A 22,741-nucleotide genomic window follows, 5' to 3' on the forward strand; every position below is an offset into this window, starting at 1 on the left:
CATCGCCGATCCGAATGGGTATGCTCACCGCATGACCGACGCCGCCGAGCCCGCCGACGACGGCGTGCATCCGTCCGGTCGCGCCGCCACGATCACAGACGTCGCGCGTCTCGCGGGTGTTGCGGCATCCACCGTGTCCCGTGCGCTGAGCACGCCTGGGCGCGTGAACGCCGTCACTCGGCAGCGTATCGAGCAGGCCGTCGCCGAACTCGCCTACGTCCCGAGTTCGCAGGCGCGGTCGCTGGCATCGGGCCGCACGGGGACGGTCGCGCTGCTCGTGCCCGATATCGCCAACCCGTTCTACTTCGACCTGATCCGTGGCGCTCAGCGCCAGCTGCGCGCCGCGGGGTACACCCAGCTGCTCGTCGACACCGAGGAATCCACCGAGATCGAGGCGGACACGCTCGAGATCATGCGCAAATCCGCCGATGGCGTGATCCTCGCGGCATCCCGACTCGACGAGACCCAGCTCGTGGCCGCGGCCGCCCGGCAGCCGCTGGTCACCGTCAACAGGGATCTCCCCGCTGTCCCCAGCGTCCTCATCGATACGCCGTCCGGCGTCCGCCAGGCGCTCACGCATCTGCACTCCCTCGGCCATCGCCGTGTCGCCTACGTCGCCGGCCCCGCTGGTTCGTGGTCGAGCGCTCAGCGCTGGGAAGCGCTGCAGGAGGCCGCGGCCGACCTCGACATCGAGCTCACCTTCCTCGGCCCCTGGGCACCGAACGCCGCGGCAGGTGCGACCGCGGCAGACAGCGTCGCGTCCCGTGGCGTGACCGCATGCGTCGTGTTCAACGACCTGCTCGCGATCGGGATGCTGAAGCGTCTCGCGCAGCGCGGCATCCGGGTCCCCGATGATCTCTCGATCGTGGGCACGGACGACATCTTCGGGTCGGAGTTCTGCCATCCGCCGCTGACCACGGTCGCCGCCCCCATCGAGGAGGCGGGCCGCGTCGCCGTGACCATGCTGCTGAGCCGGCTGTCGCAGAACGGCACGCCGCGGCTGCGGACGATCCTCCCCACCTACCTGCGGACCCGCGAGAGCAGCGGCCCCGTCCCCCACGACGAGAAGGACCACCGGTGAGACTCGAGCCCTCCCCTGATCGGCTGCTGCCGGCGGATCCGGCGACGCGCACGGTCGCGCGCGCCCTGTACGAGAGCGTGCGCACGGCGCCGATCCTGTCGCCGCACGGACACGTCGATGCCGCGCTGCTGCGCGACGACCTGCCCTTCACGGATCCGGCCGATCTGCTCATCGTCCCCGACCACTACGTGCTGCGGCTGCTGCACGCGCACGGCATCCCCTTGGACGAGCTCGGCCGCGCAACCGCGCACGTCGAGCCGCGCGAGATCTGGCGCCGGTTCGCCGCGCACTGGCACGTGTTCGCCGGCACGCCGGTGCGCGCGTGGTTCGAGGACACCCTGCATTCCGTGATCGGGCTTGAGGAGCATCCGTCTGCCGCGAACGCCGATCAGCAGTTCGACCAGATCGCCGCGTGGATCGCGGATGCCGCATCGCGCCCCCGCGCGCTGTTCGACCGGTTCGGCATCGAGGTGCTGGCCACCACGGACGATCCGTCCGACTCGCTCGAGGCGCACCGGGCGCTGCGCGACGACCCGTCCTTCACGGGACGCGTACTGCCCACCTTCCGTCCCGATCGCTACTTCGACCCGACCGCGGAAACCTGGCCGGCCGCGCTGGAGCAGCTCCATGCCGCCACCGGCATGGACACCGGGACGGCGAAGGGCCTGATCGCCGCGCTGGAGGATCGACGCGCGCACTTCCGGTCGCTGGGCGCGACGGCGACCGACACGGGCGTGGTGGATGCCTGGGCGACCCGATTTCCCTCCGACGAGCTCGAGCGCATCCATGCGGCGGGTCTCACCGGCTCTGCGACGGCGGACGACGCGACCGCGTACCGCCGCCATATGCTGTGGGAGATGGCGCGGATGTCGAGCGAGGACGGCCTCGTCATGCAGCTGCACCCCGGGGTGCTGCGCGGTCATCACCGCCCGACGCTCGACCGGTTCGGCCCTGACACCGGGCACGATCTGCCGCTGATGACGAGCTACACCGAGCCGCTGCGCGAGCTGCTGGGCGATTTCGGCACCAGCGAGACATTCCGAATGGTGCTGTTCACGGTGGACGAGACCGCGTTCACCCGGGAGATCGCCCCACTCGCGGGCTTCTACCCCTCGGTGTTCGCCGGGGCGCCGTGGTGGTTCCTCGACAGCCCTGACGGCATCCGACGCTTCCGCGAAGGGGTCACGGATTCAGCGGGGTTCTACAAGACGAGCGGCTTCATCGACGACACGCGCGCCTACCTGTCGATCCCGGCCCGCCACGATGTGTCCCGCCGCATGGATGCCGGATGGCTGGCGGCTCTCGTCGTCACCGGTCGTCTCGGCGAGGAGGAGGCGCACACGATAGCGCGGGACCTCGTCGACAAGGTCCCGCGGAGCGTGTTCCGACTCTAGGCGCGCGGTCAGCGCACGTGCCTGGCGATCTTGTGGAACATGTCCTCCAGGAGGAAGCGCACGTCGATGCTCTCGACGACGAGCAGCTCGCCATCGGAACGGCCGGGCTCGTAGTGCCCGTCGTCGGTGAAGCGCACACGCGGCTGGCGGCGCAGCGCGGCGCAGGAAGGCTCCAGCATGAGCGCGATCGCCGGGGAGTCGCCGAGTGAGCGCGACTCGATCGCCCGCCGATGATGCGCGGAGTTGAAATCCACGACCTGCTGGGCGAGGTAGCGTCCGAGCTCGCCGTGCGGTTCGACCCGCGACTCGAGTTCGGCGTAACCGACGTTGACCTGCTTGTAGATGTTCGACGGCACCTGCCAGACGCGGATGCCGGAATCGAGCACCGCGTTCGCCGACGGAATGTCGTTCTTGAGGTTGAACTCCGGCCACGACCCGTCCGAGATGACGTCCCCGTAGGGCGGCCCGCCGATCCAGATCACGGTGGTGTCGGTGTCGGCGATGTCGGGGGCGAGCAGCAGCGCCGACGCCATGTCGGTCAGCGGTCCGAGGAACGCGATGTACAGGGGCCCTGCGTCAGCGCGCCTCGCTTCCTCGATGATGAGGCGGGCGCCGGGGCTGTCGACCGGGGTGCGCTCGTCCGGCAGCGCGTGCGGCGCGCCGTCCGCGGTCGGCACGTCGTGGCCGAGGTCGAGCAGGCGCAGCAGCAGTTCGAGTTCCTCGCGCGATTCGGCGAGTGACGAGGTCGTCCGGTGCGTCCCGAAGTGCGCAGGGATGACGCCGCGGATGTCGAGCGTCGGCGACAGCAGCGCATGCACGAGCGCGAACTGGTCATCGGCCTCGTTCTTCACGTCCGAATTAATGATGACCCTGCGGGTCCGGCGATCGTCGTTGATCATGCGTCTCTTCCGTGTCAGCCGGCCCGTTCGGCCAGGAGTCGTTCGGTCGCGGTGGCCATGTGCACCGCCATGGCGGATGCCGCGGCATCCCCATCCCCGGCCTGCACGCCGGCGAGCACCGCCTCGTGCTCCGCGGTCGCCCGCTCGGCATGCGCACGGTCGTGCACGGCACGGTCGGCGTAGACCTGGAGGAGCGATCGGATCACGTGCAGGTGGTCGGTGAGCGTGGCGTTGCCCGCGGCCTCGGCGAGCGCGTGATGGAAATCGAGGTCCGCCTTCGCGAACGCTGCGAGGTCGTCGATCGTGGCGTGCATGCGCGCGACGTCCTTTTCGAGCCGCGCGAGGATCGCGGCATCCGCTCGCGCAGCGGCCAGCCGAGCCACGAAGATCTCGAGCCCTTCGCGCAGCTCGAGCAGCTGCGCCGTGTTGCGCTCGCCGATGAGCAGCCCCCACCGCAGGGTCTGCGGCAGCAGTTCGCTGGCGGCTCCTCGCAGATAGGTGCCCGAGCCTGGACGCACATCGACGATGCCGAGGATCTCCAGCGCGGCGAGCGCCTCGCGCACCGCTGAGCGTCCGACCCCGAGCGTGGTCGCCAGCTGCCGTTCCGGCGGCAGACGCGTTCCGGGGGCGATCGATCCGCCGGTGAACAGGTCGAGCAGACGGCGTGCGACCTCCGACACCGGCGTCCCTGACGGAAGCGCGCCGAGAGCTGCAGCGATGTCGTCGACGGGATCTCCGGGAAACGCGGGCATGCCAGTAACCTACCGGGCAGGCGTGCGATTCGGCACCATTTTGGTCAACCGGTTATGACGACAGCGCCGGAAGGAGAGCCCGATGACGACCTCTCTCGTGGATGCCGGCATCCTCGCCCCTGATGCCGCACTCGAGCGCGTGCACACCGGGTCCATCTGGGCCGAGGGACCGCTGTGGATCCCGGCACGCGGCCGCCTCCGGTGGAGCGACATCCCGAACGACTGCATCCGCGAGTACGACCCGGCGACCGGCGAAACGACCGTGTACGCGCACAGCGTCGAGTTCACGAACGGTCGGACGCTCGATCAGGACGGCAGTGTCGTGCAGTGCTCGCACGGGCGGCGCAGGGTCGAGCGCGACAGGGACGGCGTCGTCGAGGGCATCGTCGAGACGTGGAACGGCGTGCGCCTGAACTCCCCCAACGACGTCGTCGTCGATGCCGCAGGAGTCATCTGGTTCACCGACCCGGCGTACGGCATCACCGAGCCGCGCGAAGGCCATCCGGGGGTGCGCGAGTACGGCGACCACTTCGTCTTCCGCCATGATCCGGCCACCGGGCGCACCAGCGCGGTGATCACGGACATCGAGCAGCCTAACGGCCTCGCGTTCTCGCGCGATGGCGCGACGCTGTACGTCGCGGACTCCTCCGACCGCCGCGACATCAGGGCGTACGACGTGCAGGACGGCACGCGCTGCAAGAACGGGCGCCTCTTCGCGGTGCTGGATGCTGTGGACGGCATCCCCGACGGCATCCGGATCGATGAGCAGGACCGACTCTGGTCGTCCAGCGGGACGGGTGTCATCGTGTTCGCGCCGGACGGCGCCGAGCTCGGCCGGATCCCCGTGCCCGAGCCCGTCGCGAACCTCTGCTTCGGCGGCGAGGACGGGACAGACCTCTACATCACAGCCACCGCGAGCCTCTACCGGATCGCAACGCGCACCCGCGGCTGACTTCTGCACGGCAGCCGGATTCCGGCATCCACTTGCAATTGGTCAACCGGTTTGCCAAAATGGCGTGAGCGTCAATCCGCATCATCGTCGATTCCAGGAGTCATCGTGGACAACACCCAGACCGAGAGCTCGGTCGCGAAATCTGCCATCCGGAAGGTCTCCGTACGGCTCGTGCCCTTCGTGGCGTTGATGTTCTTCATCAACTACCTCGACCGCACTGCGATCGGATTCGCCGCCCCCAACGGCATGAACGAGGACCTCGCGCTCAGCGCCGCTCAGTTCGGCTTCGCCTCCGGAGTCTTCTTCATCGGCTACATCATCCTCGAGGTGCCCTCGAACATCGCGCTGCACAAGTTCGGCGCCCGCCGCTGGCTCGCGCGCATCATGGTGAGCTGGGGCATCGTCGCGCTGCTGTTCACCTGGGTGCAGAACTTCGAGCAGCTGGTCGTCCTGCGCTTCCTGCTCGGCGTCGCCGAGGCCGGGTTCTTCCCCGGTGCGATCCTCTTCCTCAGCCTCTGGGTGCCCGCGCAGTACCGCGGCCGCATCCTCATGCTCTTCTACCTGGCCCAGCCGCTGACGACCGTGATCGGCGCCCCGCTCGCGGGAGCCCTCATCCAGCAGCACGGCGTCTTCTTCGGCCTCGAGGGCTGGCGCTTCATGTTCCTGGGCGTCGCGATCCCCGCGATCGTTGTCGGCGTCATCGCCTGGTTCTATCTGAAGGACAAGCCCGCCGACGCGAAGTGGCTGACGAACGCTGAGCAGGTCTGGCTCACGGATGCGCTCGAGTCCGAGCGCAAGAAGACCGAGTCCACCGAGAAGCACGTCTCGGTCCGCTTCGCCTTCGGCAGCGGCCGGGTCTGGATGCTGTCGTTCATCTACTTCGGCTTCATCTACGGCCTGTACGCCCTGGCGTTCTTCCTGCCGACCATCATCGAGGGCTTCCAGGAGCAGTCCGGCGTGACGTACGACGTCTTCCAGAAGGGTCTGATCACCGCGGTCCCGTACCTGCCCGCCGCGATCGTGATGTACTTCTGGTCGCGTGACGCCGGCAAGCGGGGTCTGAAGACCTGGCACATCGCCGCACCGGCGATCGCCGGTGCCGTCTCGATCCCGCTGGCGCTGTTCGCCGGGTCCCCGGTGGCGACCATGGCCGTCATCACCGTGACGGCGTGCGCGATCTTCGCGGCGCTGCCGAACTTCTGGACGCTGCCGACGCAGTTCCTCACCGGTGTCGCGGCAGCCGCGGGCGTCGCTCTGATCAACACGGTGGGCAACCTCGCCGGCTTCAGCGCCCCGTACGTGACCGGTGCCGTGCACGACTGGACCGGCGGCTACGAGGTCCCGATGTTCATCGTCGGCGGCGTTCTGCTCGTCTCGGCGATCCTCATGATCGTGCTCGCCCGCAGCGGCCGCATCCGCACCGCGGACGCCGCCGGTACCGGGACGGATGCCGCGGAGACCACCCGATGACCCGTCTTTGGAACGACCCGGCGGACTTCGCCGATGAGATGATCGACGGCTTCGTCGCCGCGAACGCCCGCTCGGTGCGGCGCGTGACCGGCGGGGTGGTCCGCTCGACCGTCGTCCCCGACGGGCAGGTCGCCGTCGTGATCGGCGGCGGCTCCGGCCACTACCCCGCGTTCGGTGGCATGGTCGGCCAGGGCCTGGCACACGGTGCCGCGATGGGCAATCTGTTCGCCTCGCCGTCCGTGCAGCAGATCCACGCCGTCGCGAAGACCGCCGACCGCGGGGCCGGGGTGTTCTTCTCCTACGGCAACTACGCCGGCGACGTGCTGAACTTCGACGCGGCGCAGGAGCGCCTGCGCGCCGAGGGCATCACGGTGGCGACGGTCGCTGTGACCGACGACATCTCGAGCGCGTCCGTCGCCGAGAAGCACAAGCGCCGCGGCATCGCCGGCGACCTCACGGTCTTCCGCTCCGCGGCCGCGGCCGCCGAGCGGGGCGATGATCTCGCCGCGGTCACCGCGATCGCCGCGAAGGCCAACGAGCGCACCCGCTCCTTCGGCGTCGCGTTCACCGGCTGCACGCTCCCCGGCTCACCAGAGCCGCTGTTCACGGTGCCGGCCGGCCGCATGGCGGTCGGACTCGGCATCCACGGCGAGCAGGGGATCGATGAGACAGACGTCCCGACCGCGGACGAACTGGCAGCGCTCCTCGTCGAGCGGCTCCTCGGTGAAGTCCCGGACGGCGTTGAGCTCGAAGGTGCTCGGGTCGTTCCGATCCTCAACGGCCTCGGCTCCCTCAAGTACGAGGAGATGTTCGTCGTCTACCGGCGCATCGCGCAGCTGCTCACGGATGCCGGGATCGTGATCGTCGACCCGCACGTCGGCGAGTACTGCACGTCGTTCGACATGGCCGGCACGTCGCTGACGCTGTTCTGGCTGGACGACGAGCTCGAACAGCTGTGGGACACCCCGGTCGATGCTCCGGCGTACCGCCGCGGCTCCGTCGTGGCCGCAGTTCAGGCCGAGGCCGTCGACGCCGCGATCGTCGAAGAGGCGATCACGCCCGGCGACCCTGAGTCTCAGGAGGTCGCGCAGACCGTGCGCGCCGCGCTGCAGACGATCGTCGACACGATCGACGAGCACGCCGACGAACTCGGCCGGATCGATGCGATCGCCGGCGACGGCGACCACGGCATCGGCATGCGCCGCGGATCGCACGCGGCCCTGGCTGCCGGCATCCACGCGGCCGAGGCCGGTGCCGGAGCCCGGACGACCCTTGCCCGCGCGGCTGACGCATGGTCCGACAAGGCCGGCGGAACCTCCGGCGTGCTGTGGGGCGTGATCCTGGGCGCGGTCGCCACTCGTCTGGGCGACGCCGGACGCCCAGACGCGCAGGCCGTGGCCTCCGGCATCGCCGACGGCGCACGCGGAGTGCAGGACTACGGCAAGGCCGAGGTCGGCGACAAGACCCTGGTCGACGCGCTCGTGCCGTTCTCGAGCGAGCTGACCACCGCCGCAGACGGCGGCGCCTCCCTCGCGGACGCGTGGGCGACGGCTGCGGATGCCGCGACCAGAGCGGCCGCGGCCACCGCTGACCTCCTCCCCCGCATGGGCCGCGCCCGCAGCCACGGCGAGCACGCCATCGGCACCCCTGACCCCGGCGCGATCTCGCTCGCGCTCATCGCCACCGCCATCGGCGGGACTCTGAAAGGCACTCGGAATGACTGAACCGCTCCGCATCGTCATCGGCTGCGACGACGCCGGCTTCGACTACAAGGAGATCCTGAAGAAGGATCTCGAGAACAACCCCGGCGTCGCATCCGTCGTCGACGTCGGCGTGGACGCCGCCGGCCACACCGCCTACCCGCGCATCGCGATCGAGGCGGCCGAGCGCGTCGCCCGCGGTGAGGCCGATCGCGCCCTGCTGATCTGCGGCACTGGCCTGGGCGTCGCGATCGCGGCGAACAAGGTCGCCGGCATCCGCGCCGTCACGGCGCACGATTCGTTCTCGGTCGAGCGGGCCGTGCTGTCGAACAACGCACAGGTGCTCTGCATGGGCCAGCGCGTCGTCGGGATCGAGCTCGCACGCCGCAACGTCCGCGAGTGGCTCACCTATCGTTTCGACGAAACCAGCGCGTCCGCCGAGAAGGTCGCCGTCATCGACGAGTACGAGAGCACCGGAAGCTGCTGATGTCGAAGAAGGTCGTCGGGGTGAGCCTGAAAATGTACTTCGGGCACGAGCGCGCGCGCACCTGGTTCGCGCAGGTCGCCGAGCGCGTCAGCGCGCACGAGGGCGTCACCTCCGGCGCTGTCGAGCTCTTCATCACTCCGACGTTCCTGCAGATCGGTCCCGCGATCGATGCCTTCTCCGGCACCCCGGTGCGCATCGGCGGACAGGACGTCGCTGCCGAGGCATCCGGCGCCTTCACCGGCGAGATCTCGGCGTCCGAGCTCGCCGAGATCGGCGCGAGCATCGCCGAGATCGGCCATGCCGAACGCCGTCGCCTGTACGGCGAGACGGACGAGATCGTCGCGGCCAAGACGCGACAGGCTCTGGATGCCCGGCTCACTCCCCTGCTCTGCATCGGCGAGACGGAGCAGCAGGACCCGCAGGATGCCGCGGCGGTCGCGGCTCAACAGCTCGCCGCGTCCCTCGCGGACGCCCCGGCGGGCGCCGTGATCGTCGCGTACGAGCCGGTCTGGGCAATCGGCGCGCCCGAGCCGGCGGGCCACGACCACATCCGCATCGTCGCGGCAGCGCTGCGCGCGGCTCTTGCCGCGGACCCTGCACGTGCCGGATCCTCCGTGATCTACGGCGGAGCGGCCGGTCCCGGCCTCCTGAGCGCGCTGGGCGATGCCGTCGACGGCGTCTTCCTCGGCCGCTTCGCGCATGACCCGGATGCCCTGCTGAGCGTGCTCGACGAGGCGGTGAGCGCACCATGATCGGTCTCGGAACCTACGCCTACTTCTGGCAGCACTCCGACCGCGTCGACCAGCCGCTCAGCCTCATCGGTGCGCTCGAGGACACCCGCGCGCAGGACGTCGACCTGTTCCAGATCTGCGATTACGCACCGCTGGAGCAGATGTCGGACGCCGAGCTGAAGGACGCCGCACTCGCTGCACGCGAACTCGGCATCCGCATCGAACTCGGCACCAAGGGGATCGTCCCCGAGCATCTGTCGCGCTTCCTCCGTATCGCGTCGATCTTCGACGCGCAGCTGATCCGCAGCATGATCTACGGACCCGACTCCCGGCCGAGCCTCACCGAGGCTCAGGTGTGGTTGCGCAGCAGCATCCGGGACTTCGAAGCCGCCGGCGTAACCCTCGCCCTCGAGACGTACGAGCAGGTGCCGACGGCCGACCTCATCGGCGTGATCGAACGCGTCGGCAGTGCGCATCTGGGCATCTGCCTCGATCCGGCGAACGTCGTCGCGCAGCTGGAGAACCCGAAGACGTGCGTCGAGCGGACAGCGGCCCTCACCAAGAATGTGCACGTCAAGGACTTCGCATTCGCCCGCCAGCCCGGCTGGGTCGGGTTCACCTACTCGGGCGCCGCCATGGGCGCGGGGCTGCACGACTACGCCCACCTGCTGGCGACCGTTCGGCCGCGCGAGCGCGGCATCAACGAGATCGTCGAGCACTGGCTGCCCTGGCAGGACGACGCAGAGACCACCATCCGAACCGAGCGGGAATGGACCCGCCTCACCCTGGAACACCTGAGGAGCACATCATGACTCACAAGATCGCTGTCATCGGAGCGGGCGGGAAGATGGGCATGCGCGTGTCCAACAACCTCGTGAAGACCGATCACACCGTCTGGTACGTCGAGAACTCGCCGGCCGGACAGCAGCGCACGATCGACGCAGGGCGCGAGCTGACCGAGGCGTCCGTCGCGGTCGCGGATGCCGACATCATCGTGCTCGCGGTGCCCGACCTCGCGCTGGGACCCGTCACCGCCGACCTGGTTCCGCAGCTGCGCCCCGGCGCGATCGTGCTGACGCTCGACCCGGCCGCCGCCTACGCCGGACTGCTCACCACCCGCGATGACGTCATCCAGGCAGTCGCGCACCCGTGCCACCCGTCGATCTTCCTGCAGCGCGAGACCCCGGAGCAGTGGGCGGACACGTTCGGCGGCATCGCCGCACCGCAGGACGCCATCGCCGCTGTCGAGAGCGACGACCCGGAGAAGAAGGCGATCGTCGAGGAGACCGTGCGCGCGATCTACGCACCGGTCATCGACGTGCACTGGGTCACGATCAAGCAGCTCGCCCAGCTCGAGCCGACCCTGGTCGAGACGGTCGCCTGCATGATCGGCGACCTGCTCAACGAGGCGCTGCAGGAGACCGTGAACACGATGGGCGTCCCCGAGGCCGCTGCCCGCAGCATCCTGTACGGGCACACCCAGGTGGCCCTCGCGAACGGTCTGCGCGGCGACAACCCGTTCTCCGACGCGTGCCTGATCGCGATGGACTACGGCCGCGAGAGCATCATCAAGGACGATTGGAAGAAGATCTTCCGCGATGACGAGCTCGACAAGAACCTCGCTCGCATGCTGCACCTCGACCACATCGAGCGCTGAGATGGGTCAGCTCGAGGGCAGGACCGCGCTCGTCACCGGCGCGGCGCTGGGCATCGGCCTCGCGGTCGCCACGCGCTTCGTCCGTGAGGGTGCTCGGGTGATCCTCGCGGATCGCAACGGCGAAGGGGCGGCTGCGGCCGCCGCTGCGCTGGGCGAGCGCGCACGCGCCGTGACGATGGACATCTCGGATGAGGATGCCGTCGCCGCCGGCTTCGCCGAGGTCGAGGCAGACGGCTGGGCTCCTGACGTCGTGGTCGCGAACGCCGGGGTGCAGCTGTTCGGACAGGATGCTCAGGCCGCCGACCTCGATCTGGAGGTGTGGCGGAAGACGGTCGACATCAACCTCACCGGAACGTTCCTGACGGTCAAGCACGCGGTGCGCTCGATGCTGCCGCGCGGCGGCGGGTCGATCATCCTCACCGGGAGCCCCACCGGGGTGAACGGCGAGGGCAAGGACTTCACCGCGTACAGCACCACGAAGGCCGGCATCCACGGCCTCGGGCGCACCGTCGCCGCGGCGTACGCCGACCGCGGCATCCGCGTCAACACGGTCCAGCCCGCCTACACCGAGACGCCCCTGGTCGCCGCCATCAGCGAGGACCCCGCCTCACGGGCCGCGATCGTCGGGCGCATCCCGCTCGGACGCGCCGGCACACCCGATGACGTCGCCGGCATCATGGTGTACCTCGCGAGCGACGACGGCGCCTTCGCGACGGGCGCGCTCTTCCAGGTCGACGGAGGCATGACGTCGCTGTGATCTGAGGCACCTGCACTCCCGTACGATGGCGTGAAAACGTATGCCGCGGGAGTGCAGGTGCAGGAGTCGATGGCGACGAAACGGACCAACCCGAACATCAACGCCGTCGCGCGCGAGGCCGGCGTCTCTGTGGGGACGGTCTCTAACGCGCTGAACAATCCGGAGCGCCTGGCCGAGGAAACCCTGCAGCGCGTGCAGGACGCGATAGAGCGGATCGGCTACATCCGCAGCTCTGCCGGACGCACCCTGATCCGCAATCGCTCGGACAGCCTGGGGCTCATCACGCCCGACCTGGTCAACGAGCTGTTCGTGCGGATCGCGCGCGGCGCGCAGGCCACCGCGTCGGCCCGCGGCCAGCGGCTCGTCATGGCGAACAGTCTCTTCAACGCGCACGATCTCGCCTCGGGTTATGCGCAGCACGATCTGCAGGATTCCTATCTGGAGTACTTCGCCGAGGCGCGGACCGACGGCGTCCTGGTCGCCTCGATGCGCGACCCCACCGCGGGGATCGCACGCATCCGCAGCCACGTGCGGCCGATCGTCGTGATCAACTACGACGTTCCGGATGCCGACTGGTGCACGGTCCTCATGGACAATGACCAGGTGGGGCGGTCGGCGGTCGAACACATCGCGGATCTCGGCATCCGCCGCGCGTACTTCGTCTCGATTCCGGATCTCGTCCAGCCCGTCGTCGAGCGTCGCCGCGGCGCGCGCGCCGGCGCGGCGGCACGCGGCGTCGATCTGATCGAGGTCACCTCGGGCGGCCTGGATTCCGCGGCCGGCGAGGCCGCCGCCGCAGATCTCCCCCTTCATGCAGGCGGCGAGCGGGTCGCGATCCTCGCGCTGTCCGACGATCTCGCCGCCGGCGCTCTCGCGCACCTGCGGCGACGCTCGGATCTGCGCGTCCCCGCGGATGTCGCCGTGGTGGGCATGGACGGTGACCATCACGACAACGGGCTCGACTGGATCACCCTGACCTCGATCGAGCTGCCCGGTCAGGTGATGGGAGCCGAGGCGATCCGCCTGCTGAACGCCGAGGCCGAGCCGGGGCACGTGCACGAGCGCGTCGTGGTGCCGGTGCCGCTCACGCTCCGGCAGAGCACGCTCGGCGCGTGAGAGCGGCGACGGCGCTCAGCGCGCTTCGCGCAGCCCCACGCGCACGAGATGCTCGTTGACGAAGCGGCCATCAGGGTCCAGGCGCTCGAACACCGCACGGGCGTCGGCGAGCCGCGGCACGACACGCTCGATCTGATCGCGCTCCATCAGGTGGCGCTTCCCCCAGTGCGGTCGGGCATCGAAGCGCGCGAGCACCGGCTCGATCACGCTCAGTGCCTCGGTGACCTCTTCTGGGTGGTTCTCCCAGGTGAAGTGGATGATGAAGGCGTCGCGCTGGTAGGCGCCACTGAGCCACAGGTCGTCGGATGCCGCTGTGCGCAGCTCGGTCCAGATGAGGTGCTCCGTGAACGGGGCCATGACGGCGCGGACGGCGCGCACGGCCTCTGCCGCATCGGCGCGGTCGATGAAGTACTCGGACTGGATCTCGTCGCCTCGGGACGGCTCGGCGTCGGCGCGGAAATGCGGAAGCCGCTCGTACCAGGGGCCTGCGGCCCCGATCAGTGTCACGTTGTCGCCGAGGCCCAGGGGTTCGAGGGTTTCGGAGAGACGGCCGCCCAGGAGCTCGGCCGGTGCGGTCGCCGCGGCATCCGTCGCCCGCCGCTTGACCCACACCCAGCCGAGGTCCTCGCCCCAGCGGGTGAAGACCGAGACGCTGTCGCCGACCGAGGTGACGGCGTCGATATCGCCGAGCAGGGTCTCCCACGTGACGCCGGCGTAGAGGTCCTGACGGACGAGGTACGTGGGCTGGATGTCGAGGGTCAGCTCGGTGAGGATGCCGAAGGCGCCGACGCCGACGGCGAGGGCCTCGAAGTCGGCATCGCCGCGGCGGACCTCGTGCGCGTCACCAGCCGCATCCAGGAACCGGATGCCGGCGACCGCACTGGAGAGCACGCCATTGCCGTCGCCGGAGCCGTGCGTTCCGGTCGAGGTGGCGCCACCGACGCTGATGTGCGGGAGGGACCCGGTGTTGTGCAGTGCCCAGCCCGCCGCATGGAGCTGCGCGGCGAGCACGCCATAGCGGGTCCCGGCCGTCACACGGACCGTGCGGGATGCCTCGTCGATCGTGATGGGACGATCGAAGGTCGCCATCTCGATGAGCGTGCCAGTGGTGTCGGGGAGGTCGGTGAACGAGTGCCGCGTTCCGAGCGCGTGCACGGGGCCGGTCCCGTCGAGAGCCGCGCGCAGTTCGTCCTCGTCGGACACGACGATGTGCCGCGGTGCTCGATACTCGTACGTCCCCGCCCAATTGCCTGCCATCACGGCCCTTTCCTCCGGGGTGCCTCAGTGCTCCCTCGCCGAGACTATCGGGCAATTGGTCAACCGGTTATTGTTGTGACGTGGTGTCGACGATGAGTACCTGGTGGCGGACGGATGCCGTGGTGTGGAGCGCGCACGACTGGAGCATCGAGGTGCGCGGCGATGAGCTCGCCGAGATCCGGTACGACGGACGGATGCTGCTGCGCGCGGTGCGCTCCGCGGTCCGCGATCGGGGCTGGCAGACGGTTCCGGTGCAGGTGCTGTCGCTGGACTCGAATACGTCGTCGCTGACGTTGGGCCTGCGGCACGAGGGCCTCGGTGCGCGGCTCGACTCGATGCTGCGGGTGACTGCTCAGGAGAACGAGCTGCGGATCGCGTGGGATGCCGTCAACGAGGAGCCGTTCGACACCTGTCGGACCGGACTCGTCGTGCTGCACCCCGCAGAAGACGCAGGCCGGGCGGCGGTCGTCGAGCACCCCGACGGGTCTTCGGAGTCGGCGGCGTTCCCGCGGCAGATCAGTCCGCATCAGCCGATCGTCGACATCCGATCCCTGCGTGTCGAGGATGAGTTCTCGCTGGAGTTCTCCGGCGACGTCTTCGAGATGGAGGATCAGCGGAACTGGACGGATGCGTCGTTCAAAACGTACAGCCGCCCGTTGGACTTGCCATATCCCTACGCTCTGGATGCCGGTGAGCGCGTCGAGCAGTCGGTCACGATCCGAGTTCTCGGAGCCGCGACGGAGACGCCGCCGATGGGCGATGCACTCAAGCTCACCGTCGTCGAGGCAGGCGCATTTCCGGACGTGGGGGTCGAGGCGTCGACGGCGCCGGATCCTGTTCCCGTGTCGGACGTCGGGAGCTTCCGTGTCGTCGAGGTGAATCTGCAGTCCTCGAACTGGCGGGCGACGCTCGAGCGAGCCGCGGCGGACGAGGTGCCGTTGGATGTGCGCATCGTGACCGACGGCAGTGCGACGCCCCTGGCCGAGGCCGCTCGCGCGGTCGGCCGGTACGTCGACGCCCCCGGGGTCCGGAGCGTGACGGCTTTCGATGCGACAGAGCACGTCAGTGACACGCGAGTGGTGTCTGCCCTGCGTGCGGCGATGACGACATCCGGACTGTCCGTGCCCGTACTCGCCGGCGCGCGATCGCACTTCACCGAGCTGAACCGCGAGCAGGCACGGATCGCCCGCGACGTGGACGGGATCGTCGTGAACACGACTCCTCTGTTCCACACGCTCGACACCGAACAGCTCGTCGAGGCGCTCGCGATGCAGCGGCTGATCGCCGAGCAGTCCGTGGCGATCGCGGACGGCCTGCCGGTGCACATCGGTCCGGTGTCGTTGCGGCCGCGGTTCAACAACGTGGCGACCACGCCCGAGCCTGCGCCGACGCGGATGGACCTGGCCGAGGGATACGGTGCGGAGTTCACGGGTGCGGTCGATGCCCGGCAGGGTGCTCCCGAGCTGGGCGCCTGGGTGATCGCGAGCGCAGCCGCTCTCGCGGTGTCCGGTGTCGCGTCGGTTTCGTGGTTCGAGACCTGGGGTCCGCGCGGGCTGGACTCTGCGGCGGGGCGCACCTCCGCAGCCGATGCCGTCGACGCCCTCGTGTCGATGGTCGGCGGGACGCTGCTCGCGGGCGCGAGCCCTGACGGGCTGGTCTGGGCGCTCGGCTCGCGGACGGATGCCGGCGACACCGTGCTCGTCGCCAACGTCGGCCGCGCCGAGCGGCGCGTGACGATCGCCGGTGCGGGGGACGTCGCCGTCGGGGCCGGCGCGTGGGCGAGAGTGACCCCGTAGGTTCAGCGGATGCGCCATCTCATCCGCCTGACCGACTGGACCTCGGCCGACGTCGACGACGTCTTCGCGCTGGCGCACCGCTTTCGTGCGGATGATGGTCCACGCTTCGACGGCGCGGTGGCGATGTTCTTCCCGCCCTCCAGCATCCGGACGCGCGTGTCGTTCGAACGCGGAGCCGCTCGGATGGGACTGCAGCCGATCGTCTTCCCGCCGGAGTCCCTCGACAAGCCGGAGGCGCTCGCGGACGTCGCGGGCTACCTGGCGCAATTCGTGGATGCCGTCGTCGTCCGGCATCCGGACATCTCCGCCCTGGAGCACCTGCGGATGTCATCCTCACCGACGCGCCGGGGCGGGATGCCGAGGCTCTGGCCGGCTATCGGATCACCGCCGAGGTCCTGGCGAAGGCGCCGGCGGGCGTGCGGCTCGCACCGTGCCCGCCGTTCCTGCGCGGACGGGAGGTCACGGCGGATGCGATTGCCGGGCGGGCGTTCGTCGGGTACGAGTTCAAGCGCGCCCTGGTTCCGGTGCAGCAGGCGATTCTCGCGCACTGCATGGCGTAGTACCTTGCCGGTCAGAAGGGTGGTGGGTCTTCGCGGGTGGTGAATCCCGTGGGTGTGGTGAGTTGGATGGTGCGGTTGGGGCGGGATCGGTAGCGGGTTCGGGTGCGGTGTCGGTGGGTGTGGTGGTGGGGGCAGAGGGGTGCGAGGGAGTCGGTGTTGGTTCTGCCGCCGGTGGCCCAGGGGCGGCGGTGGTCGATGTCGGCGTCGGCGGCGAGTCGTTCGCAGCCGTCGGCGGAGCAGGTGCCGTGTTTCAGGATGAGCCAGTCGCGTTGGGCGGTGGTGGGCCGATAGGTGCGGCGGTCCATGTTCAGGATGATGCCTTGGACGGGGTCGGTGATGACGCGGTGGAACGCGGTGGCTTCGGTGAAGATCTGCGCGGCGGTAACGGGGTCGAGGGGGTCGCCGCCGACGATGTGCGCCTGTTCGGTGTCGAGCACGGCCTGCACGGCCGGGTCGATCGTGCTGCCGGAGCCTGTGCTGACGCTGGTGTCGGCGACTGTGCGGGTGCTGGAGTCCGTGCTGCTGCCGGAGTCTGTGCTGGCTTCGGTGGCGTCGGTGGCTGCGGCAGTGGCGGTGGCCGCGGCCGCGGTGGTGCGGGCGAGAAGTTGCACGGGGATGGTGACGAACACTTTCGTCTTGACGGCGGTGTCGGTGCCGACCCCGCGCAGCCAGGCGCTGGCCAGGTCGGCGCGGATCTGGTCGCGGGTGCGGCCGTCACGGGCGTTCTTGGAGAGGTGTTTCGCGGTGGAGGTCTCACGGCGGAACGCGGCGTGTGCTTCGTGGGCGGGCATCAGCGCGTGATGCCATGCCATGTCCCCGTCGACGTCTTCGACCCAGACGCGCCGGTCCCGCATGGCGCGGGAGTGGGCCGCTTCGGGACCGATGGGGTGCAGCCGGTCGGTGAGGCGCTTCAGCCGCCGGGTGAACGATGCGGGCGTGCAGGTCTCGGACCAACCCGCGCAGGCGGCGTCGATCGCAGCGAACGCGGCTTTCTCGGCCGCGCGTTCCGCGGCGGTCGCGTCCACGGGAGCGGCGACCAGTCCGAGGGCGTGCACCGCCCGGCCGACCAGGGACAGAGACGCGAAACCGGTGACCGCGCGCTCCCAGAGGGCGGGGAGATGTGTGAGGGCCCGTTCGACGAGGAACACCTGCCCGCGGACATGCTCCTCGGACAGGGCCATCCGCAACGCGAGATCCATGACCGCGGCGCGTTCCGCGAACTCGACCGCCCCGGCATCCTCGATCCCGTTCAGATACAGCTCCGGGTGTCGGCGGGCGTGCTGGATCACCCGCAGCATCCGCACCGCCTGCAACGCGGCCTGACGGTTCGCGTCCACCTGCGAGCATTCCGCATCCGCGAGCAGCGCACCGATCTCCTCCACCGGTCCGAGGACCGGGAGAGACGAACCCTGCGCCGCTGCATCCATCACCCCCAGTTTAGTAGATATGTTCGACGCGAGCAAGGGGTCACCCGACCATTTCCGAGATCACGGGTCGCAATAGTGACCGCGTTTCGACTGCTCGCCGACGCTCGCGCTCAACAAGCCAACACGAGCGGCCGGGGCGGAAGCCGGCACGATCGCGCTCAATAGGCAGAAGTCGCAGGCCACGGCGCGCGAACACGAATCACCGCCGACACGACGAGGGGCCGCCCCGCAGGACGGCCCCTCGCTTCCCTCTGGTCCCCCGACCGATCACTCCAACGCGAAGAGCGTGTAGCTCTCGGCGTTCTCGGCGTTGATGACGATGCAGTCGATCGACTGCTTCTCGTCCTCGCCCGTCTCCCCCGTCTGCACGAAGCTGTCGGCCTGCTGGACCGCGAGCTGCGAGATCAGCACCGCCGGCTGCAGTCCCGTGGCCAGCAGCGTGCCGGCCTTGATCGCCTCCACGGCGTCGGGGCTGCCGTCGAAGCCGGCGATGACGACCTTGCCGGTGAGCCCGGCGGCCTCGACCGCAGCCACAGCACCGAGCGCCATGGTGTCGTTGCCCGCGATGATGCCCTGGATGTCCGGGTCGCGCTGCAGCAGCGTCTCGATCTTCGTGAACGCCTCGTCCTGGCTCCAGTTCGCCGTCTCCTTGGCGACGGACACCAGGTTCGGGTACTGCGAGATGACGCTCGCGAACGCCTCCGACCGGACGCCGGCGTTGGTGTCGGACTCCTTGCCGGTGAGCTCGATGTACTTGCCACCGTCCGGAAGAGCGGCGACCCACTCCTCGGCGACCGCCGCGGCACCCTGGGCGTTGTTCGCGACGATCTGCGCGGCGGCGACTCCGGTCTCGTTGATCTCGCGATCGATGAGGAACACCGGGATGCCGGCATCCTTGGCTTTCTGCACCGGGCCGATCGACGCATCGGCGCCGGCGTTGTCGAGGACGATCGCGACGGCATCCTTGCTGATGGCCGCGTCGATCAGCTCGCTCTGCTTGTTCGGGTCGTCGTCGTGCGAGGCGACCGACGTCTCGTAGCCGAGCTTCTCGGCCTCGGCCGCCGCGGCGTCCGCTTCGGCCTTGAAGAACGGGTTGTCGTGCGAGGGGGTGATGATCGCGATGACGCCGCCGGCATCGCCCGATCCGCCGTCGCCGGAACCCGAGCCGGCGTCGGCGTCGTCCCCGCCGCCCGAGCTGCACGCGGCGAGCCCGAGGACGAGGGTGAGTGCCGCTGCCGCGGCGAAGATACTGCGTCGCATGATTCTCCTTCGATCGTGCTGTGGTGCTGCTGACGTCGCAGCGGGATTCACGCCGTGGCCGGCGTCGACTGAGGGGGTGAGGACTGCTTGTTCGCCGCGGCGAGCGCGGCGTTCTTCGACCTCGTGATGCGCTGCTGCGCCTGGTCGAGCATGACGGCGAGGATGATGACCGCGCCCTTGATCGCGATCTGCCAGAAGGTCGAGACACCGACCAGCACGAGCCCGTCGCTGAGGAAGCCGATGACGAACGCTCCGATGAGGACGCCGCGGACGTTGCCCCGCCCTCCGGTGAGCGCCGCCCCACCGATCACGACCGCAGCGATCGCGTTGAGCTCGAAGGTCTCACCGAGCTGCGGCGCGGCACTGGTGAGCTCGGACGAGATGATGAGGCCTGTGGTCGCGGCGCAGAATCCGCTGATCATGTAGACGCGCAGCTTCACCTTCTTCACCGGCACACCGGACAGCTCCGCCGCCCGTTCGTTGCCACCGGTCGCGTACACCCAGCGCCCGAACGGCGTCTTGCGCAGCACGAGCGAGGCGATCAGAGCGAACACGACCATGATCCAGATCGCGGTCGGGATGCCGAGGATCCGGCCTCCGCCGATCAGGAGGAACCCCTGGTTGCCGAGCTCCTCGGTACCGGCGAGCTTCGGATACGTCGTCCCGTTCGAGATGAGCAGCGCCGCGCCCCGTGCGACGTAGAGCATGCCGAGCGTCGCGATGAACGGAGCGACGTTGAACTTCGTCACGAGGATGCCGTTGATGAATCCGACGAACGTGCCGACCGCGAGTGCGACCACCACGACGAACCAGACCTGCGGGTACGCGACGATGTCGAACACCGTCAGTTGCCAGCCCTGCAGCAGCGTGCCGGCGACCACGCCGGACAGCCCGACCGTCGACCCGACGGACAGGTCGATCCCGCCCTTGAGGATCACGAACAGCATCCCGAGCGCCAGGATGCCGTTGTACGCGACGTGCTTGGTCATCGTCACGAGATTGCTGAACGTGAGGAACGAATCCGACAGGAGCGCGAAGATGATGATCAGGACGATCAGCGCGATGAACGCCCTGCCCTCGAGCAGCAGCGAGCCGATGTCGACGTTCTGCAGGCGGTTCCGGCGAACGGCGGAGTTCTCGTTGGTCATTGCGCGCTCCCTGCGGCGTCGTCGGTGTGCGATTCCCCTGAGGCGACCATGAGGTCCTCGCGGGTGGAGTCACGCGGGTCGAACTCGCCGACGATGCGGCCTTTCGACATCACGATGACCCGGTTGGAGACGCCGAGCGCCTCGCCCACTTCACTGGTTGCGAAGAGCACGGCGAGCCCGCGTCGGGCCTCTCGCGCCATGAGCGCGAAGATCTCGGCCTTGGCGCCGACGTCGATCCCTCTGGACGGTTCGTCCAGCAGGATCACGCGCGGCTCGGTCATGAGTGTCTTGCCGATCACGACCTTCTGCTGGTTGCCTCCGGACAGCGAGGTGATCGACGCAGTCGGGCCTGCGGCCTTCACCCGCACGTCGGCCATGCTGCGGGCGACGGCCTCGCGTTCGCGTCGCGCACGGATCCAGCCCATCGGCGCGAACGACAGCAGGCTCGACAGCGCGGTGTTCTCGCCGACCGACATCGTCTGCACCAGACCGTCGCGCTGGCGGTCCTCCGGCACGAGGGCGAGGCCGGATGCGATGCGATCGCCGATCGTCTGCGAACCGAGCGGCTCCCCGTGGATCAGGACCTCGCCGCGCTGAATCGGCGAGCGTCCGGCCAGCGCCTCGAGCAGCTCGGTGCGACCGGCCCCCATGAGCCCGTACAGGCAGACGATCTCGCCTTCCCGCACCTGGAGATCGAGACCGTCGACGGCCAGCCGACTCGGGTTCGCCGGGTCGGCGACCGTGACGCCGGTGAGCGAAAGCGCCACCTCGCCGAACTCCTCGAGCAGGTCGGGCGCGAGACCGTCCGCTGCGCGACCGACCATGTTCGAGATGACCCAGTTCAGGTCGATCTCGGCGCGGTCCCCCGTTGCGACGAGTGCACCGTCGCGGAAGACGACGGCATGGTCGGCGATCTCCAGCGCCTCTTCCAGATGGTGGGAGATGTAGACGATCGCGACACCCTCGTCGGTGAGCTCGCGGATCAGCGAGAACAGCACTTCGACCTCGCTGCCGCTCAAGGCCGATGTCGGCTCGTCCATGATGAGGACGCGCGCGTCGCCGGCGAGGGCGCGCGCGATCTCGACGACCTGCTGCTGCCCGAGACGCAGGTCGCCGACGAGCGTCTTGGGGTCGAGGTCCTCGGCGAGGCGCCGCATCAGCTCGCGCGTCTTCGTCGTCTCGGCTCGGTCATCGACGAGGATGCCGCCGCGGGTGTACTCGCGACCCATGAAGATGTTGTCCTTGATGCTGAGGTTGGGGGCCAGGCTCAGTTCCTGATGGATGATCGCGATGCCGCGATGCGCGGCATCCACCGTGTTCTCGAGCGCGATTTCCTCGCCGCGCAGCTCGAGGATGCCGGCAGTGGGCGTCTCGACTCCGGACAGGATCTTCATCAGTGTCGACTTGCCGGCGCCGTTCTCGCCGAAGAGCACGGTGACCGCGCCTGCGCGGATGTCGAAGTCCACGCCCTTCAGCGCGTGCGTCGCACCGTAGACCTTGGAGATGCCGCGAGCGCTCATGACGATCGTGTCGTCCGCGACGACGTCGACGAGTGCGGCCATCATCCGACCTCGATCGCGACGGGGACGACCGAGACGAGCGCTGGGTTGACGCGCGTGAACGCTCCGGTCACCGTGATCGTCTGCCCCTCCGTGATCGGACCGACCTCGGCGAGCATCCCGTCGCGGACACGATTGTTGAATTCCGTCGCGACCTCCTGGAACTCGAGCTGATTCGTGAAGTCGTTGAACGAGACGGTTCCGGTGACGTCGCGCAACGCCGTGCCGTTGAGCGCGGGGCCGACCTGGATCTGCACGGTCGTCTCGGCGGGAACGCCCTCGACCGTCACGGGCAGGATCGAACCGTTCTGCACCCCGGCCGTCGCGGTGAACGTGACGGGGAAGCTGTACGAACTGCCCGCACCGGGCGCGGAGCCGAAGTCGGCTTCATCGGCGCCGCCGTCGAGGTCGGCGAGCAGGGTTGTCAGGTCGACGGCGTCGTCCTCGATCTGCGGAACGATCTCGCTGTCGAAGCGCTCGTCGGCGTAGGAGACGGGGTCGAAGCTCCCCGCGCTGGCGCTGGCCTCGGCATCCTCGATCGAGACGTATGTCGTGGTGGCGAGGCCGACGCCGACCACCACCAGAAGGGCAACGGTGATCGGGATCCAGGCTTTGATCCTGGGTCGACGCGCCGTCGCGTTCATAGGCTGCTCCTTCGCAGTTCAGCGGTCGGATGCCGCGACTCGGGCGTCGCAATACATCAACCGGTTGACCAAAAGGTAGCAGGGAACATCGAGG

Annotated in this window: 21 protein-coding genes and 1 pseudogene; 14 read left to right on the forward strand and 8 right to left on the reverse strand. The window is 69.2% G+C overall.

Going from position 1 to position 22,741, the window contains the following annotated elements:
- Positions 1 to 31: 31 nt before the first annotated feature.
- Complete coding sequence (locus ACWAT3_RS12250) at positions 32 to 1,081, forward strand: LacI family DNA-binding transcriptional regulator (RefSeq protein ID WP_460798810.1); 1,050 nt, start codon at positions 32 to 34, stop codon at positions 1,079 to 1,081.
- Entirely contained in the window at positions 1,078 to 2,475 is a 1,398-nt protein-coding gene (uxaC, locus tag ACWAT3_RS12255) for a glucuronate isomerase (protein WP_460798811.1), read from the forward strand. The genes ACWAT3_RS12250 and uxaC overlap by 4 nt, the downstream gene beginning before the upstream one ends.
- Positions 2,476 to 2,483: 8 nt before the next feature.
- Here uxaC and ACWAT3_RS12260 read toward each other — a convergent pair whose 3' ends face one another.
- Both ACWAT3_RS12260 and ACWAT3_RS12265 read right to left on the reverse strand, forming a co-directional pair.
- Positions 2,484 to 3,374, reverse strand: coding sequence for a nucleoside hydrolase (locus ACWAT3_RS12260; protein WP_460798813.1), 891 nt, complete (start codon positions 3,372 to 3,374; stop codon positions 2,484 to 2,486).
- 14 nt (positions 3,375 to 3,388) lie between these two features.
- Complete coding sequence (locus tag ACWAT3_RS12265) at positions 3,389 to 4,126, reverse strand: FadR/GntR family transcriptional regulator (RefSeq protein WP_460798815.1); 738 nt, start codon at positions 4,124 to 4,126, stop codon at positions 3,389 to 3,391.
- 82 nt (positions 4,127 to 4,208) lie between these two features.
- Here ACWAT3_RS12265 and ACWAT3_RS12270 point away from each other — a divergent pair, with 82 nt between their 5' ends.
- The 9 genes from ACWAT3_RS12270 (at position 4,209) to ACWAT3_RS12310 (ending at position 12,996) form a co-directional block, all read left to right on the forward strand.
- Positions 4,209 to 5,078 (forward strand): SMP-30/gluconolactonase/LRE family protein, encoded by an 870-nt coding sequence (locus ACWAT3_RS12270; protein ID WP_460798816.1) that lies wholly within the window; start codon positions 4,209 to 4,211, stop codon positions 5,076 to 5,078.
- 105 nt (positions 5,079 to 5,183) lie between these two features.
- Positions 5,184 to 6,548 carry an MFS transporter gene (locus tag ACWAT3_RS12275; RefSeq protein WP_460798818.1) on the forward strand — a complete coding sequence of 455 codons (1,365 nt, stop codon included), beginning with the start codon at positions 5,184 to 5,186 and terminating at the stop codon, positions 6,546 to 6,548.
- Positions 6,545 to 8,272 carry a dihydroxyacetone kinase family protein gene (locus ACWAT3_RS12280; protein WP_460798820.1) on the forward strand — a complete coding sequence of 576 codons (1,728 nt, stop codon included), beginning with the start codon at positions 6,545 to 6,547 and terminating at the stop codon, positions 8,270 to 8,272. Before ACWAT3_RS12275 ends, ACWAT3_RS12280 begins: the two co-directional genes overlap by 4 nt.
- Positions 8,265 to 8,735, forward strand: coding sequence for a ribose-5-phosphate isomerase (locus ACWAT3_RS12285; protein WP_460798821.1), 471 nt, complete (start codon positions 8,265 to 8,267; stop codon positions 8,733 to 8,735). Before ACWAT3_RS12280 ends, ACWAT3_RS12285 begins: the two co-directional genes overlap by 8 nt.
- Positions 8,735 to 9,487, forward strand: coding sequence for a triose-phosphate isomerase family protein (locus tag ACWAT3_RS12290; RefSeq protein WP_460798822.1), 753 nt, complete (start codon positions 8,735 to 8,737; stop codon positions 9,485 to 9,487). Before ACWAT3_RS12285 ends, ACWAT3_RS12290 begins: the two co-directional genes overlap by 1 nt.
- On the forward strand, positions 9,484 to 10,278 hold the full coding sequence (locus ACWAT3_RS12295; RefSeq protein ID WP_460798824.1) for a sugar phosphate isomerase/epimerase family protein: 795 nt from the start codon (positions 9,484 to 9,486) through the stop codon (positions 10,276 to 10,278). Before ACWAT3_RS12290 ends, ACWAT3_RS12295 begins: the two co-directional genes overlap by 4 nt.
- On the forward strand, positions 10,275 to 11,123 hold the full coding sequence (locus ACWAT3_RS12300) for a phosphogluconate dehydrogenase C-terminal domain-containing protein (protein WP_460798825.1): 849 nt from the start codon (positions 10,275 to 10,277) through the stop codon (positions 11,121 to 11,123). The genes ACWAT3_RS12295 and ACWAT3_RS12300 overlap by 4 nt, the downstream gene beginning before the upstream one ends.
- A gap of 1 nt (position 11,124) precedes the next feature.
- Complete coding sequence (locus tag ACWAT3_RS12305) at positions 11,125 to 11,880, forward strand: SDR family NAD(P)-dependent oxidoreductase (protein ID WP_460798827.1); 756 nt, start codon at positions 11,125 to 11,127, stop codon at positions 11,878 to 11,880.
- A gap of 30 nt (positions 11,881 to 11,910) precedes the next feature.
- Positions 11,911 to 12,996 (forward strand): LacI family DNA-binding transcriptional regulator, encoded by a 1,086-nt coding sequence (locus ACWAT3_RS12310; protein WP_460798828.1) that lies wholly within the window; start codon positions 11,911 to 11,913, stop codon positions 12,994 to 12,996.
- Positions 12,997 to 13,011: 15 nt separating this feature from the next.
- Here the strand turns inward: ACWAT3_RS12310 and ACWAT3_RS12315 are convergent, their stop codons facing one another.
- Entirely contained in the window at positions 13,012 to 14,253 is a 1,242-nt protein-coding gene (locus ACWAT3_RS12315) for a D-arabinono-1,4-lactone oxidase (protein WP_460798982.1), read from the reverse strand.
- A gap of 92 nt (positions 14,254 to 14,345) precedes the next feature.
- On the opposite strand from ACWAT3_RS12315, the gene ACWAT3_RS12320 reads away from it, so the two are divergent.
- The 3 genes and pseudogenes from ACWAT3_RS12320 to ACWAT3_RS12330 all read left to right on the forward strand — a co-directional run bounded on the left by ACWAT3_RS12320 (position 14,346) and on the right by ACWAT3_RS12330 (position 16,609).
- The gene (locus ACWAT3_RS12320) at positions 14,346 to 16,049 is read left to right on the forward strand and encodes a hypothetical protein (protein ID WP_460798829.1); all 1,704 of its coding nucleotides are present in this window, start codon (positions 14,346 to 14,348) and stop codon (positions 16,047 to 16,049) included.
- Positions 16,050 to 16,058: 9 nt separating this feature from the next.
- Positions 16,059 to 16,313, forward strand: a pseudogene (locus ACWAT3_RS12325) (ornithine carbamoyltransferase); the annotation flags it as partial.
- 152 nt (positions 16,314 to 16,465) lie between these two features.
- Complete coding sequence (locus ACWAT3_RS12330) at positions 16,466 to 16,609, forward strand: hypothetical protein (protein ID WP_460798991.1); 144 nt, start codon at positions 16,466 to 16,468, stop codon at positions 16,607 to 16,609.
- A gap of 11 nt (positions 16,610 to 16,620) precedes the next feature.
- Here ACWAT3_RS12330 and ACWAT3_RS12335 read toward each other — a convergent pair whose 3' ends face one another.
- The 5 genes from ACWAT3_RS12335 to ACWAT3_RS12355 form a co-directional block, all read right to left on the reverse strand.
- Positions 16,621 to 18,036, reverse strand: a complete 1,416-nt coding sequence (locus tag ACWAT3_RS12335; protein ID WP_460798830.1) for an HNH endonuclease signature motif containing protein — start codon at positions 18,034 to 18,036, stop codon at positions 16,621 to 16,623.
- Between the two features lie 267 nt (positions 18,037 to 18,303).
- Positions 18,304 to 19,296, reverse strand: coding sequence for a substrate-binding domain-containing protein (locus tag ACWAT3_RS12340; RefSeq protein ID WP_460798832.1), 993 nt, complete (start codon positions 19,294 to 19,296; stop codon positions 18,304 to 18,306).
- Positions 19,297 to 19,343: 47 nt separating this feature from the next.
- On the reverse strand, positions 19,344 to 20,444 hold the full coding sequence (locus ACWAT3_RS12345; protein ID WP_460798833.1) for an ABC transporter permease: 1,101 nt from the start codon (positions 20,442 to 20,444) through the stop codon (positions 19,344 to 19,346).
- Complete coding sequence (locus ACWAT3_RS12350; protein ID WP_460798835.1) at positions 20,441 to 22,009, reverse strand: sugar ABC transporter ATP-binding protein; 1,569 nt, start codon at positions 22,007 to 22,009, stop codon at positions 20,441 to 20,443. Before ACWAT3_RS12350 ends, ACWAT3_RS12345 begins: the two co-directional genes overlap by 4 nt.
- The gene (locus ACWAT3_RS12355) at positions 22,006 to 22,647 is read right to left on the reverse strand and encodes a DUF2291 family protein (RefSeq protein ID WP_460798837.1); all 642 of its coding nucleotides are present in this window, start codon (positions 22,645 to 22,647) and stop codon (positions 22,006 to 22,008) included. Before ACWAT3_RS12355 ends, ACWAT3_RS12350 begins: the two co-directional genes overlap by 4 nt.
- Positions 22,648 to 22,741: the final 94 nt, after the last annotated feature.

The organism is Microbacterium sp. GXF0217 (genome assembly GCF_054798195.1).

Bases quoted from the DNA above. Each gene is read 5' to 3' on its own strand.
- ACWAT3_RS12260 (WP_460798813.1), bottom strand. From the start codon at position 3,374: ATGATCAACGACGATCGCCGGACCCGCAGGGTCATCATTAATTCGGAC.
- ACWAT3_RS12350 (WP_460798835.1), bottom strand. From the start codon at position 22,009: ATGATGGCCGCACTCGTCGACGTCGTCGCGGACGACACGATCGTCATG.
- ACWAT3_RS12335 (WP_460798830.1), bottom strand. From the start codon at position 18,036: ATGGATGCAGCGGCGCAGGGTTCGTCTCTCCCGGTCCTCGGACCGGTG.
- ACWAT3_RS12305 (WP_460798827.1), top strand. From the start codon at position 11,125: ATGGGTCAGCTCGAGGGCAGGACCGCGCTCGTCACCGGCGCGGCGCTG.
- ACWAT3_RS12285 (WP_460798821.1), top strand. From the start codon at position 8,265: ATGACTGAACCGCTCCGCATCGTCATCGGCTGCGACGACGCCGGCTTC.
- ACWAT3_RS12280 (WP_460798820.1), top strand. From the start codon at position 6,545: ATGACCCGTCTTTGGAACGACCCGGCGGACTTCGCCGATGAGATGATC.
- ACWAT3_RS12320 (WP_460798829.1), top strand. From the start codon at position 14,346: ATGAGTACCTGGTGGCGGACGGATGCCGTGGTGTGGAGCGCGCACGAC.
- ACWAT3_RS12315 (WP_460798982.1), bottom strand. From the start codon at position 14,253: ATGGCAGGCAATTGGGCGGGGACGTACGAGTATCGAGCACCGCGGCAC.
- ACWAT3_RS12300 (WP_460798825.1), top strand. From the start codon at position 10,275: ATGACTCACAAGATCGCTGTCATCGGAGCGGGCGGGAAGATGGGCATG.
- ACWAT3_RS12355 (WP_460798837.1), bottom strand. From the start codon at position 22,647: ATGAACGCGACGGCGCGTCGACCCAGGATCAAAGCCTGGATCCCGATC.
- ACWAT3_RS12340 (WP_460798832.1), bottom strand. From the start codon at position 19,296: ATGCGACGCAGTATCTTCGCCGCGGCAGCGGCACTCACCCTCGTCCTC.
- ACWAT3_RS12250 (WP_460798810.1), top strand. From the start codon at position 32: ATGACCGACGCCGCCGAGCCCGCCGACGACGGCGTGCATCCGTCCGGT.
- ACWAT3_RS12265 (WP_460798815.1), bottom strand. From the start codon at position 4,126: ATGCCCGCGTTTCCCGGAGATCCCGTCGACGACATCGCTGCAGCTCTC.
- ACWAT3_RS12345 (WP_460798833.1), bottom strand. From the start codon at position 20,444: ATGACCAACGAGAACTCCGCCGTTCGCCGGAACCGCCTGCAGAACGTC.
- ACWAT3_RS12270 (WP_460798816.1), top strand. From the start codon at position 4,209: ATGACGACCTCTCTCGTGGATGCCGGCATCCTCGCCCCTGATGCCGCA.
- ACWAT3_RS12290 (WP_460798822.1), top strand. From the start codon at position 8,735: ATGTCGAAGAAGGTCGTCGGGGTGAGCCTGAAAATGTACTTCGGGCAC.
- ACWAT3_RS12295 (WP_460798824.1), top strand. From the start codon at position 9,484: ATGATCGGTCTCGGAACCTACGCCTACTTCTGGCAGCACTCCGACCGC.